This window comes from Sinorhizobium fredii USDA 205, from assembly GCF_001461695.1.
GTDB lineage: Bacteria > Pseudomonadota > Alphaproteobacteria > Rhizobiales > Rhizobiaceae > Sinorhizobium > Sinorhizobium fredii.
Window position 1 is genome coordinate 158,498 of sequence record NZ_AUTC01000035.1, and the last position, 14,141, is coordinate 172,638.

Annotated in this window: 13 protein-coding genes and 2 pseudogenes; 13 read left to right on the plus strand and 2 right to left on the minus strand. The window is 62.8% G+C overall.

Features of this window, described 5'->3' with window-relative positions; all coding sequences use genetic code 11:
• Window positions 1–2: 2 nt before the first annotated feature.
• Both cobD and cbiB read left to right on the plus strand, forming a co-directional pair.
• Window positions 3–1,004, plus strand: a complete 1,002-nt coding sequence (gene cobD, locus N181_RS05430; RefSeq protein ID WP_037395420.1) for a threonine-phosphate decarboxylase CobD — start codon at window positions 3–5, stop codon at window positions 1,002–1,004.
• Window positions 1,005–1,985: an adenosylcobinamide-phosphate synthase CbiB gene (cbiB, locus tag N181_RS05435; RefSeq protein ID WP_037395421.1), complete on the plus strand. Its 981-nt coding sequence runs from the start codon at window positions 1,005–1,007 to the stop codon at window positions 1,983–1,985.
• 34 nt (window positions 1,986–2,019) lie between these two features.
• On the opposite strand, the gene N181_RS05440 is transcribed toward cbiB, so the two are convergent.
• Complete coding sequence (locus N181_RS05440; RefSeq protein ID WP_037395422.1) at window positions 2,020–2,760, minus strand: Crp/Fnr family transcriptional regulator; 741 nt, start codon at window positions 2,758–2,760, stop codon at window positions 2,020–2,022.
• A 342-nt stretch (window positions 2,761–3,102) separates the two neighbouring features.
• On the opposite strand from N181_RS05440, the gene N181_RS05445 reads away from it, so the two are divergent.
• The 7 genes and pseudogenes from N181_RS05445 (at window position 3,103) to N181_RS05475 (ending at window position 9,781) form a co-directional block, all read left to right on the plus strand.
• Window positions 3,103–3,381: an acyl carrier protein gene (locus tag N181_RS05445; protein ID WP_014328698.1), complete on the plus strand. Its 279-nt coding sequence runs from the start codon at window positions 3,103–3,105 to the stop codon at window positions 3,379–3,381.
• Window positions 3,382–3,498: 117 nt separating this feature from the next.
• Window positions 3,499–3,975 (plus strand): 3-hydroxyacyl-ACP dehydratase FabZ family protein, encoded by a 477-nt coding sequence (locus N181_RS05450; RefSeq protein ID WP_014328697.1) that lies wholly within the window; start codon window positions 3,499–3,501, stop codon window positions 3,973–3,975.
• A 1-nt stretch (window position 3,976) separates the two neighbouring features.
• On the plus strand, window positions 3,977–5,176 hold the full coding sequence (locus N181_RS05455; RefSeq protein ID WP_037435716.1) for a beta-ketoacyl-ACP synthase: 1,200 nt from the start codon (window positions 3,977–3,979) through the stop codon (window positions 5,174–5,176).
• Window positions 5,177–5,187: 11 nt separating this feature from the next.
• Window positions 5,188–6,470: pseudogene (locus N181_RS05460) on the plus strand (beta-ketoacyl-ACP synthase).
• Between the two features lie 309 nt (window positions 6,471–6,779).
• The gene (locus N181_RS05465; protein WP_037395431.1) at window positions 6,780–7,808 is read left to right on the plus strand and encodes a zinc-binding dehydrogenase; all 1,029 of its coding nucleotides are present in this window, start codon (window positions 6,780–6,782) and stop codon (window positions 7,806–7,808) included.
• Between the two features lie 11 nt (window positions 7,809–7,819).
• Window positions 7,820–8,743, plus strand: a complete 924-nt coding sequence (locus N181_RS05470) for a lipid A biosynthesis lauroyl acyltransferase (protein ID WP_037395424.1) — start codon at window positions 7,820–7,822, stop codon at window positions 8,741–8,743.
• A 327-nt stretch (window positions 8,744–9,070) separates the two neighbouring features.
• Window positions 9,071–9,781, plus strand: a complete 711-nt coding sequence (locus N181_RS05475) for a PAS domain-containing protein (protein ID WP_037395427.1) — start codon at window positions 9,071–9,073, stop codon at window positions 9,779–9,781.
• Between the two features lie 7 nt (window positions 9,782–9,788).
• On the opposite strand, the gene N181_RS05480 is transcribed toward N181_RS05475, so the two are convergent.
• Window positions 9,789–10,313 (minus strand): hemerythrin domain-containing protein, encoded by a 525-nt coding sequence (locus N181_RS05480; RefSeq protein WP_060563285.1) that lies wholly within the window; start codon window positions 10,311–10,313, stop codon window positions 9,789–9,791.
• A 192-nt stretch (window positions 10,314–10,505) separates the two neighbouring features.
• Between N181_RS05480 and ccoN the strand changes: the two genes are divergently transcribed.
• The 4 genes and pseudogenes from ccoN to ccoP all read left to right on the plus strand — a co-directional run bounded on the left by ccoN (window position 10,506) and on the right by ccoP (window position 13,978).
• The gene (gene ccoN, locus N181_RS05485; RefSeq protein ID WP_037395436.1) at window positions 10,506–12,122 is read left to right on the plus strand and encodes a cytochrome-c oxidase, cbb3-type subunit I; all 1,617 of its coding nucleotides are present in this window, start codon (window positions 10,506–10,508) and stop codon (window positions 12,120–12,122) included.
• 12 nt (window positions 12,123–12,134) lie between these two features.
• Window positions 12,135–12,866 carry a cytochrome-c oxidase, cbb3-type subunit II gene (gene ccoO, locus N181_RS05490; protein ID WP_037395438.1) on the plus strand — a complete coding sequence of 244 codons (732 nt, stop codon included), beginning with the start codon at window positions 12,135–12,137 and terminating at the stop codon, window positions 12,864–12,866.
• 15 nt (window positions 12,867–12,881) lie between these two features.
• Window positions 12,882–13,031, plus strand: a pseudogene (locus tag N181_RS34595) (cbb3-type cytochrome c oxidase subunit 3); the annotation flags it as partial.
• An 83-nt stretch (window positions 13,032–13,114) separates the two neighbouring features.
• Window positions 13,115–13,978, plus strand: a complete 864-nt coding sequence (gene ccoP, locus N181_RS05500; RefSeq protein WP_037395441.1) for a cytochrome-c oxidase, cbb3-type subunit III — start codon at window positions 13,115–13,117, stop codon at window positions 13,976–13,978.
• Window positions 13,979–14,141 lie beyond the last annotated feature (163 nt).

Consider the following 14,141-nt stretch of genomic DNA (forward strand, 5'->3'; position numbering starts at 1 on the left):
CGATGTCCGCCCCGATCGCCCACGGCGGCGGAATCACCGAGGCTGCGGCCCGTTTCGGCGGCGCTCCGGACGACTGGCTCGACCTTTCCACCGGCATCAACCCGTGCCCGGTCGCGCTGCCGAAGATCGACGCGCGGGTCTGGCATCGCTTGCCGGATCGGCACTTGGAGGAGACGGCGCGCGCGGCGGCGCGCGGCTACTACAGGACCGGCGATCTTATGCCGCTGCCGGTGCCCGGAACCCAGGCCGTCATTCAGTTGCTGCCGCGGCTTGCTGACCCGGAGCGGCGCGCCGCGATATTCGGGCCGACTTATGGCGAGTACGCACGCGTCTTGAAGGCAGCTGGCTTCGCTGTCGATCCTGTCGCATGCGCCGATGATCTGTCGGCAGCGCACGGCATTGCCGTTCTCGTAAACCCCAATAACCCGACCGGCCGGCTTTTCCCGCCCGACGAAATTCTGGCGATGGCAACGGCGATGAAGGCGCATGGCGGCCTGCTCGTCGTCGACGAGGCGTTCGGGGATCTCGAGCCGGAGGCAAGCGTTGCTCCGCATGTCGCCGCCCAGGACAACCTCGTCGTCCTTCGCTCCTTCGGCAAGTTCTTCGGTCTCGCAGGCCTCCGGCTTGGCTTCGTCGTCGCCAACGCGACGATCACCACATCCTTCCGCGAATGGCTTGGCCCTTGGGCGGTTTCAGGTCCGGCGCTCTCGATTTCGGCAACGCTGTTGGAAAGCGACACGAAGCCGATCAGGGATGGCATCCTCCAGCGCAATGAGGCACTTCACACGGTGCTTTGCAGCGCCGGCATCAATGTCGTCGGAGGTACCGGGCTCTTCGCGCTCGTCGACCATGAACGAGCAAACGATCTTCATGCGGGCCTCTGCCGGGAGCGCATTCTGACGCGCAAGTTCGACTACGATCGGCGCTGGCTGCGGATCGGTCTGGCCGCGGACGCGGACGGCGACCGCCGTCTTGCCGAAGCCTTGCGCCTAGCAGGAGTGTAGATGTCGACCGAAATATTTCTCGTCCTCGTTGTCGCTCTGATTATCGACCGCCTCGTCGGTGACCCCGACTGGCTCTGGGATCGGCTGACGCATCCGGTGGTGCTGTTTGGCAAAGCGATCGGGATATTCGACGAAGCGCTCAACCGCGGCGGGGACGGCGGCTGGCAGAAGATGCGGGGCGTTGCGACCATCCTTGTCCTTCTCGCTGCAAGCATCCTGCTCGGCGTGGTGCTCAACCGCCTGTTCCATGTCCTTGGCGCTGTTGGTTTTGTTCTGGAGGCAATGACCGTTGCCGTTTTCCTGGCCCAGAAGAGCCTCGGCGATCACGTTCGCCGGGTCGCTGAGGGCCTGCGCAGTGATGGTCTTGCGGGCGGCCGCGAGGCTGTCTCGATGATCGTCGGCCGTGATCCCAAAACGCTCGATGAGCCCGGCGTTTGCCGGGCCGCGATCGAAAGCCTCGCGGAAAACTTTTCCGATGGCGTCGTCGCGCCCGCCCTTTGGTATGCGGTGGCCGGACTTCCCGGCCTCCTTGCCTACAAGATGCTGAACACGGCCGATTCCATGATCGGCCACAAAAGCCCGAAATATCTTCATTTCGGCTGGGCTTCGGCGCGACTCGACGACCTCGCCAACCTGCCGGCCGCACGACTTTCGGTGTTCCTGATTGCCGCCGGCGCCCGTTTCAAACGCGGCATCGAGGCGGCAAAGGCCGCGATCGATGTGGCAAAGCGTGATCATGGCTTTCACCGCTCGCCCAATTCCGGCTGGCCGGAGGCCGCGATGGCGGGCGCGCTCGGTATTCAACTTGCCGGGCCGCGCGTCTATGGCGGCGTCAGCGTGGACGAGCCGATGATCAACGGCGCCGGCCGCGCGGTTGCAACGGTAGACGATATCGACGCCGCCGTGGCCGTCTTCCATGGCGCTTGCACCACGCTCGCTCTGGCCTCTGCCTTCCTTGTTCTGCCGTTCCTGCTTTTCTAAGAGTCGTGCAGTTGGAGGCGACTAAAGAGGCAGATCAGCAGTCAATGCCGGCATGGCGCATCAGCCGGCGGCCATCCGGGACGATCACCCGGCGGCTGTTCTCGACGCGGATCACGCCTTCCTTGCGCAGCTTCGTGATCTGGCGGCTCACCGTTTCAATGGTGAGGCCGAGATAGTCGGCGATATCAGCGCGCGACAACGGCAGGTCGAATTCCTTCGCGACGCCGTTCTCGGGATCGACGTGGGTGGCGATGAGATAGAGGAAGCTCGCGACCTTTTCCTGTGCCGTCTTTCGGCCCAGAGTCAGCATCCAGTCCCGCGCCTCGTCCAGTTCCTTGAGCGCCTGTTCGTGCAGCCGGTGCTCGAGACCGGGCGCTTCCCCGACGAGGCGTTCGATAACGGCGCGCGGAAAGGCGCAGACGTCGGTGTCGGTCGCCGCTTCCGCGCTCAAGGCGCTCTCCCGCATGAAGGGACGGCCCATGAAGTCAGGGGCGAATTGCAGCCCGACGATCTGCTGGCGGCCATCGGAAAGCATCTTGCTGAGCTTCACCACGCCGCGAATGATGTTTGCATAGTTGTTCGCTGCTTCGCCCTGGCCGATCATCTCGCTGCCGGGCTCGACGCGCCGACGCGCTGCATGGCGGCTGAGTTCGGTGAGCTGGCTCGCTGTCAACGTGCCGCAAACGCCGCCGTGGCGCGCCTCGCAAGCGGCGCAGACGACGGGAATGTCGGAATTGTGGATGTCCTTGCGACTATGTTCGACCACGATCTGCATCTCTCACTGCCTCGCCGTTTGTCACGAGCAAAAGGGGAACGTCCCGCTTAAATCAAGCCTAGACGTGTATGAATCCGCCAAGCGCGAAACTATGTCTCAGGCCGAACTGACGAATGTCAATTTATCGGCTTTGGCTGGCGATCACTTGATCAAGATCAAAAAAGGCGCCGGCAGGTGCGGGCGCGGGACCGTTTCCGGCGGATATCGGCGCCCAGCGGCACACGGTTTCCGTTTGGCAACACCATTTTTCGAATCTGAGTGGCAAAAGGCCGGGAGGCATTGGCTTTTGCGGTGCATTTTTCTATAGGGATCGCCAAGACTCGATTTTCAAGAGGTAAGCGCGTGACAGCTACATTCGACAAGGTTGCCGACATCATTGCGGAAACGAGCGAGATCGACCGCGAAACGATCAAGCCGGAAAGCCACACGATCGATGATCTCGGTATCGACAGTTTGGACTTCCTCGACATCGTCTTTGCGATCGACAAGGAATTCGGCATCAAGATTCCGCTTGAGCAGTGGACCCAGGAAGTCAACGAAGGCAAGGTGTCGACCGAGGAATACTTCGTGCTGCAGAACCTCTGTGCCAAGATCGATGAGCTTCGGGCGGCCAAGGCCTGATTGACTCGCTGCTGAGACACGACTCGATCCGTTTAACGATGCCGCCTGCAGCGTCCTTCGCTTGACAGGCGGCATCGGCATTTTTACTTGAGCCCGAAACGAACGGGATAGGCCCTCATGCTCCTTGAATATTTCCAGATGATCGACCGGATTGAAACGGTCGATCTTGCGGCGGGCCGGCTGACGGCCCGGTCCGTGGTTCCGGAGAAGAGCCCGGTGTTCGAGGGGCATTTCCCGGGCTATCCGCTGGTTCCCGGCGTGCTCTTGATAGAAACGATGGCGCAGGCCTCCGGTTTCCTCGTGCTTGCCGCCACGAAATTCGTGGCGATGCCCTTCCTGATGTCGGTCGACGGCGCCAAGATGCGCGCTTTCGTCGAGCCTTCCGCCGAACTCGAGATAGAAGCATTCCTGGAGCACGAAGGCTCGGGCTTCGCGGTGACCAAGGCCAAGATCGTTTCGGGCGGCAAGAAGATCTGCGACGCCCAGCTCAAGCTAAGGACGATGCCATTTGATCAGGTACCGCTGGGCGAGATCGTCCGCAAGCGCGCCGAGGAAGTGGGATTGATGGCCGCGACGGCCGCATCGGAGAAGTAAAATGAGCAAATCCGCGAACGACGTTGTGATCACCGGCGTCGGCATTGTGACGAGCCAGGGCGTCGGCGCCGAGCCGCATGTAGCCTTGCTGAATGCCGTCGAACCGCCGAAGGCTCGGGTCGAGACGGAGCGCTTCGCGCCCTATCCGGTCCATCCTCTGCCGGAGATCGACTGGTCGCAGCAGATCGCCAAGCGCGGCGATCAGCGGCAGATGGAGAATTGGCAGCGCCTCGGTGTCTTCGCAGCCGGCCTTGCACTGGACGATGCGGGGCTCAAGGACAATCTTGAAGCCTGCGGCAGCATGGACATGATCGTCGCGGCCGGCGGCGGCGAGCGCGATATCAATGTCGACTCGCTGATCGTCGACGAGGGCCTGAAGCGCAACGATCGCGAACAGCTTCTGAACGAGAAGCTGACGACGGAGCTCCGCCCGACGCTTTTTCTTGCCCAACTCTCCAATCTGCTGGCCGGAAATATCTCGATCGTCCACAAGGTGACGGGTTCGTCACGCACCTTCATGGGCGAGGAAGCGGCGGGCATTTCTGCGATCGAGACCGCTTTTGCCCGCATCAAGGCCGGGCAGTCGACGCATACGCTCGTCGGCGGCGCCTTTTCGGCCGAGCGTCTCGATATCCTCCTCTTGATCGAAGCCATCCAGGGCCATGCCCTTGGTGAGTGGCACCCGATCTGGTCGCGCAAGCGGGGCAACGGCGGCGGCATGATCTTGGGCTCCGTCGGCGCCTTCCTCGTTCTGGAATCGCGCCAATATGCCGAGGCCCGCGGCGCCCGCATCTATGCCACGATCGATGCGATCGAAGGCGATCGGGGCAGCCGCGAGGACGGCAGGCTCGAAGCAAGGCTCAGGGATCTGGCGCGGCCGGCCGCAGAGCTCGAGCCGCAGTCGACCGTGGTCTTTTCCGGCACCAGCGGCTTCCATGATCTTGCGCAGCGCGAGAAGGCCTTCCTCGATACCGAGCTTTCCGGACGACCGGTCCGCGCCTATGGCGGTCTCGTCGGCCATGGCATCGAGGCCCAGTTCCCGGTCGGCATGGCCTTTGCAGCCCTTTCGATCGGGCATGCGGCCAAGGTGCCGCCCTTCGATCCCGCCGAAGCGCCGATGACAGCGCCTGCCAGGGCGGCGATCGTCACGACCATCGGCCACGCCCGCGGCGAAGGGATCGCCGTGCTTTCCGCGGAATAAGGAGCTCAAGCATGAGCAAGGCTTACACCGATCACCTTGGCCGTCCGATCGTCGCCGTTACCGGAATGGGCGTCATCACCTCGCTCGGACAGGGGCTGGCGGACAATTGGGCGGCGCTCAGCGCGGCGTCTCCGGCATTCACAAGATTACCCGCTTTCCGACCGAGGGGCTTTCGACCCGGATCAGCGGCACGGTCGACTTCATTGAAATTCCGGCCGAGAACGCCGTCGAACGCTCCTACGCCATGGCGCGCGAGACGACTCTGGAAGCGCTCGCGCAAGCCGGACTCTCCGGCGATTTCAACGGCCCGCTGTTCCTGGCTGCGCCGCCGATCGAACCGGAGTGGAACGCGCGCTTCGAGCTCGCGGACCGGGCGCCGGCCTCGGAGCGGCCGGGCGACGCCTATAACCGGTTCCTCGCCGCCATGCGCCAGAAGGCCGATCCGGTCTTCCACGAGGCGGTGCTGTTCGGCTCGATTTCCGAACGGCTTGCCGATCGGTTCGGGACGCGCGGCCTGCCGGTGACGCTGTCGACGGCCTGCGCTTCGGGCGCCACCGCCATCCAGCTCGGCGTCGAGGCGATCCGCCAGGGCCGCACCGATCGCGCCCTGACGGTCGCGACCGACGGCTCCGTCAGTGCCGAGGCGCTGATCCGCTTCTCTTTGCTTTCGGCGCTGTCGACCCAGAATGATCCGCCGGAAAAGGCATCGAAGCCGTTTACCAAGGACCGCGACGGCTTCGTGATCGCCGAAGGCGCCGCTACCCTGGTGCTCGAGTCGCTCGAAGCGGCGATTGCCCGCGGCGCCCGCATCTACGGGATTCTGAAGGGCTGCGGTGAGAAGGCCGATCTCTTCCATCGGACGCGCTCCTCGCCCGATGGCGGGCCGGCGATCGCCACGATCCGCGCGGCGCTCGCCGACGCCGGTATCGATGAAACCGGCATCGGCTACATCAATGCCCACGGCACCTCGACGCCGGAGAACGACAAGATGGAATATCTGTCGATGTCAGCCGTCTTCGGTGAGCGGCTGCCGTCGATCCCGGTTTCGTCCAACAAGTCGATGATCGGCCACACGCTGACCGCCGCCGGTGCGGTCGAGGCGGTCTTCTCGATCCAGACGATGCTCACCGGCACACTGCCGCCGACCATCAACTACCAGAACCCGGACCCGGCGATCGTCCTCGATGTCGTGCCGAACGCGAAGCGCAGCCAGCAGGTCACCGCCGTTCTGTCGAATTCCTTCGGTTTCGGCGGCCAGAACGCCAGCCTCGTCATGACCGCCGAGCCGGCTTGAGTGATACGCGAGCCATGGCGAAGACGTTTACCCCCCTCTGGCCTGCCGGCCATCTCCCCCACAAGGGGGGAGATCGACTCGCGGCAAGCCGATCACTCCGACGGGGAGCTTCGCAAGTCGGGTCCCGTGGTGGTGTGCGCAGGAGCCGCCACATCCAATCTCTCCCCTTGTGGGGGAGATGGCCGGCAGGCCAGAGGTGGGTGCCGCACCGCATTCCCCAGAATAGCGGCTCGTCGACAAGGCGTGTATATGCCCCACAGGTCGGCCCGGCCCTGCCGCACGACTATCGGAACATCTAAAGGAATGACCATGCGCGCCCTGCAACTGCTCGATGACCGCAAGCTCGAAATCACCGACCTGCCGGAGCCGGAGGCGCCCGGTCCCGGCGAGGTGACGCTCCGGGTCAAGGCGGTCGCGCTCAACCATATCGACGTCTGGGGCTGGCGCGGCATGGCCTTTGCCAAGCGCAAGATGCCGCTGGTCATCGGCGCCGAAGCCTCCGGCGTCGTCGAGAGCATCGGACCGGGTGTTGCGAGCGTTCTGCCGGGCCAGCTCGTTTCGATCTACGGTGCGCGCACCTGCGGCCTCTGCCGTCCCTGCAAGGAAGGGCGAGACAATCTCTGCGAACATGTCGGCGGCGTGCACGGCTTCCACCTCGACGGTTTTGCCCAGGAGAAGATCAATCTGCCGGCGCGCCTGCTGGTGCCGGCGCCGCCCGGCGTCGACGCGGTCGGCGCGGCGCTCGCTCCGGTGACTTTCGGCACCGTCGAGCACATGCTGTTCGACAATGCCAAGCTCGAGCCCGGCGAAACGATCCTCGTCCACGCCGGCGGCTCCGGCATCGGCTCGGCGGCGATCCAACTCGCCAAGAAGATCGGCTGCACCGTCATCACCACGGTCGGCTCCGATGACAAGATCGACAAGGCAAAGGCGCTCGGCGCCGATCATGTCATCAATTACCGCACCGACCGCTTCGAGGGCGTGGTGCGCAAGCTCACCAAGAAGAAGGGCGTCGACGTCGTCTTCGAACATGTCGGCAAGGACACCTGGGCGGGCTCGATGCTGTCGATGAAGCGGGGCGGCCGGCTCGTCACCTGCGGCTCGACCTCCGGCGTCTCCACTGACATGAACCTGATGATGCTCTTCCAGCAGCAGCTGAAGCTGCTCGGCTCGTTCGGCTGCCGCATGGAGAACATGGCGAACGCCATGCAGAAGATGGCACGCGGTCTCGTTCATCCGGTCATCGATACGGAGGTCGGTCTCACGGACATCGATCGAGCGCTTGAGCGGATGGAGTCCCGCCAGATCTTCGGCAAGATCATTCTACGGATGGATTGATACCGGTGCGGATGCTGATAACACGGCTGGTGCTCGCTGCCGATCGCTTCCGGCAATGGCTGATCGCGCAGTTCGTCTTTCTGCTGCTCAATGTCCTGAAGCTCTTCCCGGCGGATGCGGCGATCAATTTCATGGATCGTGTCGCGCGCTGGATCGGTCCGAAGACCAGCCGCCACAAGCTGACGCTCACCAATCTGCGCAATGCCTTTCCGGACAAGAGCGACGCCTGGATAGGGGAGATCGCGCTCGAAAGCTGGGGCAATATGGGCCGGCTCGCCGCCGAATATGTCTTCCTCGACCGGCTGTTCGATTTCGATCCATACCGCCCGGAGCCGGGCAGGGTGGAGGTCTCGGGGATTCCGCTCTTCCTGGAACTGCGCGACAATCCACGGCCCTTCATCGTCTTCACGGCCCATAGCGGCAATTTCGAAATGCTGCCGGTGGCGGGGTCCGCTTTTGGGCTGGACGTGACGGTCCTCTTCCGGCCGCCGAACAATCCTTACATGGCCGACAAGGTCTTCGAATTCCGCAAGGAGCGGATGGGCAATCTCGTGCCGTCCCATGCGGGCTCTTCCTTTGCGCTCGCCCGCCAGCTCGAACGCGGCGGCGCCGTTGGCGTGCTGGTCGACCAGAAGTTCCGCAAGGGGCTGAAGACGAAGTTTTTCGGACAGGACGTCCAGACCAATCCGCTGCTCGCGAAACTGGTCCGCCAGTTCAATTGCGAGGTCTATCCGGCCCGTTGCGTTCGTCTCCCCGGCGGTCGCTTCCGCCTGGAACTGGAGCCGGCCGTCGAAATTCCGCGCAGGGCCGATGGCAGCGTCGACGTCAACGCAACGGCGCAGATGCTGAACGACAAGGTCGAAAGCTGGGTCCGCGAATATCCGGGCCAATGGCTCTGGTATCACGACCGCTGGCGGATCAAGGGCAGTCTCTGAGCCAATCGGTTGTTTTGCGGACGGGAAGGCCGCTGCACAATGACGTGGCGCCCAATCTTTCGAAGCGGAGCGAAGTATCGGTTTGCCCCGAATTCCGAACGGTGTCCGCAAATATACGGCGTCGAAAACGTTTGCGGGAGATCGCCGCTTCCTTCTGCTGTTGAACGACTAGACGATGAGTGTACACTCGTCGTGGCGCTGGGGCGTGGAAGGTGCAACGCGGTTTCGCGTTGCACCGGGGTCGGTCAAAACATAGAAATTTTCAGCTGCACTTACTCGCCTTGAACGCATTGGCGCGGCCTTCGCCGCGGGAATGAGGTTTTCAAATTGAACGAATTGATTGAGCTGTTTTGGTTCAAGTATTCGCAGTTGCAGTATGCGGTAAAGATCGCAGACGACCATCTGATCGGTATCCTCGACCGTGAACTCGAGCCAATTCTGAGGGCTGTCTACGCCGAGAAGGCCGCCAGCGTCGAAGATGCCCGCCTGCAGTTCCAGTTTCTCGTGGACCTGTTGCGTGCCGAGGCGGACGACATCGCCTGTGTGCTGCGCCATTCGCGATTGCTCAAATCGCTGATCGACCGCTATCTTGCGGCGACGAGAAGCGCCGACCTCACCGGGCTGGATCTCGACCGGGCCCCGAAAATGCCGACCAAAGGGCGTGCCGACGAGGGATTGCTCAACGAGGCGATCCTCGACTGTCTTCCCGACCGTGTCGCGGTCATCACGCCGGATTACCGGTACCTCTACACCAATGCCGCGCATGCGAGCCATCTAGAACGCCGGCCGATGGACCTGGTCGGACGGCATGTCGTGGAGTTCATCGGCCTCCAGCGTTTCGAAGAGCGCGTCAAGCTCCATCTCGACCGCTGTTTCGCCGGCGAGATAATCGATTACACCTTTGCCAAGACCGTCGACAGCCGAACGGTCGTCGTCCGCTGCCGCATGACACCCTGCCGATCATGCGCCGGCAAGCTCATCGGCGCTATCCTGGTCATTCAGGAACATGCCGACAGGCGTAGGGCGGTCGCCGCTTGACCTTCGCTCAAGCCGGCAGCGTTCCTGGCTGCTCACCTCGGTGCCGGGCGAGAATGCCGCGCAGGCATTCTTGCTCGAAGACTATGTGCCGACGCACATTCGTGAAGAACCCGCGCAGCATATAACCGGCGGTTTCGGCGTTGGCGCTTGCGTCCGCCGCCCCGAGCCGCGCCAGCATCTCGGACAATTCCTCCGCGTAGCATTCGTCCTCGCAATGCTCGTATTTCAGCTCTTCGAGCATGGCGGCCAGGGCGGGATCGTCGCCGCTCCTTCTTTCGATACAGGCAAAGACGAGCCGTTCCTCACCGGCGTGCAGTTCCCGGAGCAAGGGGCCGAGCATTCTTGCGGCATAGGCGCAGATCTCCCGGTCGATCTCCGGAAGGTTGTCGGCAATGGCCTCCAGGCTGTCGCAGAGCGCCAATTGATCCTTGTGAGCCTCCGCAAGCCAAGCGAGCGGCTCGGCGGCGGCCATTGTCGGCGGCCGCGACTGCGCGCCGTGAGAAGGCGCAAGTCCCTTGATTCTCGTTATCATGCGCTCAGGTCCCGTCCAGCATCTCTTCACGTCGCAGTCCTCCACGACAGGGAGGATGCGGCAGTGCGCCGTACCTAACCTTGATCTGAATCAAGGCAGGTGATGGATGATTCCGACAATTCTCCAGCCGCATTGGCCGACGCGCGACGATGCGCGTGATGGCTGGCAGGTGGAAAAGTTGGGGGCCCAACAATGAAATATACGGTGGAGACGATCCTGCTCGGTATCGGCGCTTTCCTGGCGCTGGTGGGGGCCGGTTTCGCTGAGGATCGTTTTTTTGCAGCGCATATGTGGGTGCTGTTCTTCGCGCTGTTCGGCGGTACGATCGTGCTGATGCGGCGGGTCGATTTTCGGCCGGCCTTTGCAGGGCAGGCGCCACGCCAGGAATACTTCGACGAGGTGGTGAAGTACGGCGTGATTGCCACGGTCTTCTGGGGCGTCGTCGGGTTCCTCGTCGGCGTCGTCGTGGCGCTGCAACTCGCCTTTCCCGACCTCAATATCGAGCCTTGGTTCAACTTCGGGCGCGTGCGGCCGCTGCACACCTCGGCGGTCATTTTCGCATTCGGCGGCAATGCCCTGATTGCGACCTCCCTCTATGTCGTGCAACGCACCAGCCGCGCCCGACTGTTCGGCGGCAATCTCGGCTGGTTCGTCTTCTGGGGCTACCAGCTCTTCATCGTGCTTGCCGCCACCGGCTATCTGCTCGGGATAACCCAGGGGCGCGAATATGCGGAACCGGAATGGTACGTCGACCTCTGGCTGACGATCGTGTGGGTCGCCTACCTCGTTGCCTTCCTCGGCACGATCCTCGTGCGCAAGGAGCCGCACATCTACGTGGCGAACTGGTTCTATCTCGCTTTCATCGTGACGATCGCAATGCTCCACATCGTCAACAACCTGGCGGTGCCGGTCTCGTTCCTCGGCTCCAAGAGCTACTCGGCCTTCGCGGGCGTGCAGGATGCGCTGACACAATGGTGGTACGGCCATAACGCCGTCGGTTTCTTCCTGACCGCCGGCTTCCTGGCGATGATGTATTACTTCATCCCCAAGCAGGTGAACCGCCCCGTCTATTCCTACCGGCTGTCGATCATCCACTTCTGGTCGCTGATCTTCATGTATATCTGGGCCGGTCCCCATCACCTTCATTATACGGCGCTGCCCGACTGGGCGCAGACGCTCGGCATGGTCTTTTCCGTGATGCTCTGGATGCCCTCATGGGGCGGCATGATCAATGGTTTGATGACGCTGTCGGGAGCCTGGGACAAGGTCCGCACCGACCCCATCGTGCGCATGATGGTGATGGCCGTCGCCTTCTACGGCATGGCGACCTTCGAAGGGCCGATGATGTCGATCAAGGCCGTCAACTCGCTCAGCCACTACACCGACTGGACCATCGGCCACGTGCATTCCGGCGCGCTCGGCTGGAATGGCCTGATTACCTTCGGTGCCATCTATTACCTGGTGCCGAAGCTATGGAACCGCGAGCGGCTCTATAGCCTGCGCATGGTCAACTGGCACTTCTGGCTCGCCACGCTCGGTATCGTCGTCTACGCCGCCACCATGTGGGTTGCCGGCATCCAGCAGGGGCTGATGTGGCGCGAATACGACGACCAGGGCTTCCTCGTCTATTCCTTCGCGGAATCGGTCGCGGCGATGTTCCCCTACTATGTCATGCGTGCCGCCGGTGGCGCCCTGTTCCTCGCCGGCGCGCTGATCATGGCCTTCAATGTAACGATGACCATCCTCGGTCGTGTCCGCGACGAGGCTTCGATCCTCGATGCTGCGGCGCTGCCCGCGGCTGCGGAATAGGAGGGGAGACCCATGTCCATTCTCGACAAACATTCGCTGCTCGAACGCAATGCGACGCTGCTGCTCGTCGGTTCCCTGCTCGTCGTCTCGATCGGCGGCATCGTCGAAATCTCCCCGCTCTTCTACCTCGAAAACACGATCGAGAAGGTCGAAGGGATGCGGCCCTATTCGCCGCTGGAGCTTGCCGGTCGCGATATCTATGTCCGCGAGGGCTGCTATGTCTGTCACAGCCAGATGATCCGGCCGTTCCGCGATGAGGTCGAGCGCTACGGGCATTATTCGCTGGCGGCGGAGTCGATGTACGACCATCCCTTCCAGTGGGGCTCGAAGCGCACCGGTCCGGACCTCGCCCGCGTCGGCGAGCGCTATTCCAACGAATGGCACGTCCAGCACATGATCGAGCCCCGTTCGGTCGTGCCGGAATCGGTCATGCCCAGCTACGCCTTCCTCAAGGAGACGCCGCTCGAGGTGAAGAACGTTCCCATGAGCCTCAAGGCGAACAGGGCGGTCGGCGTCCCCTACACGGACGAGATGATCGACAACGCGCTGGCGGACGCCAAGGCGCAAGCCGATCCGAATGCCGACACCACCGGCCTCGAGGCGCGCTATCCCAAGGCCAAGCTCGGCGATTTCGACGGCGATCCGCAAAAGCTGACGGAGATGGATGCGCTTGTCGCCTATCTGCAGATGCTCGGCACGCTCGTCGACTTTTCCACCTACGACGACACGACCGGCTATCGCTGAGAGGGGGACGCTGACATGGAAACCTATACCGCCATGCGGCATTTCGCCGACAGCTGGGCGCTCCTCGGGATGACGCTCTTCTTTCTCGGCGTCGTCGCTTTCGTCTTCCGGCCTGGCGCCAAGACGGCCGCCAACCAGGCGGCCTCCATCCCCTTCAATCACGATGTGATCGGCTCTACGCCAGAGCGGCACGCGGGCGGAAACCCGCAGCACACTTTTCCTCATGCCGCTCGAAAGGAGGACTGATCATGGCGGACAAGCATATTGACGAGATCAGCGGCGTCGAAACCACCGGCCACGAATGGGATGGCATTCGCGAACTCAACAATCCGATGCCTCGCTGGTGGGTCTACACCTTCTACGCCACGATCCTATGGGGCGTCGGTTACGCAATTGCTTATCCATCGATCCCGATGTTGACGGATGCGACGAAGGGCATGCTCGGCTTCTCCAGCCGCGCCGAGGTGAGCACCGAGCTTGCCAATGCCAAGGCAGCGCAAGCAGGCAGCCTTGAGCGCATCGCGTCGAGTTCGCTGGAGGAGATCATCGCGGATCCGCAACTTCAGCAATTCGCCGTTGCAGGCGGTGCCTCGGCCTTCAAGGTCAACTGTGCCCAGTGCCACGGTTCCGGCGCGGCCGGCGCCAAGGGCTTTCCGAACCTCAACGACGACGAGTGGCTCTGGGGCGGCAAGCCCGAGGAGATTTATCAGACGATCGCGCATGGCGTGCGCCATGGCGGCGATGCGGAAACGCGCGTCTCCGAGATGTCATCCTTCGCGGAGATGCTGACGCCCGAAGAGATGCGCGATACCGCGGCCTACGTCGTCAGTCTCACTGGGACGTCGTCCGATCCAGCGCTCGTTGCGAACGGAAAGCAGCTTTTCGCGGACAATTGTTCCGCATGCCACGGCGCGGATGCAACGGGCAATCGCGAGATGGGAGCACCCAATCTGGCGGACGCAATCTGGTTGAACGGGGAGGGCGAACAGGCGATCGTCAACCAGATGAAGGCGCCGAAGCATGGCGTCATGCCCGCCTGGCTGCCTCGCATCGGCGACACGACAGTCAAGCAACTCGCGGTCTTCGTCCACTCGCTGGGCGGCGGCGAATAAGGGATACGAAACCGCATTGGGATTCATAGTGGTGCAAGCCGCGCGTCTTCAGGACGCGCGGCTTTTCTGTGCGGAATTCAACAGGAGGTGCTAAGCTTTGTCGGCGGCAGCCCTCGAGAGGACAAGCGAGATGTCACAGGACTGGCCCATGTTCATCCTGCAG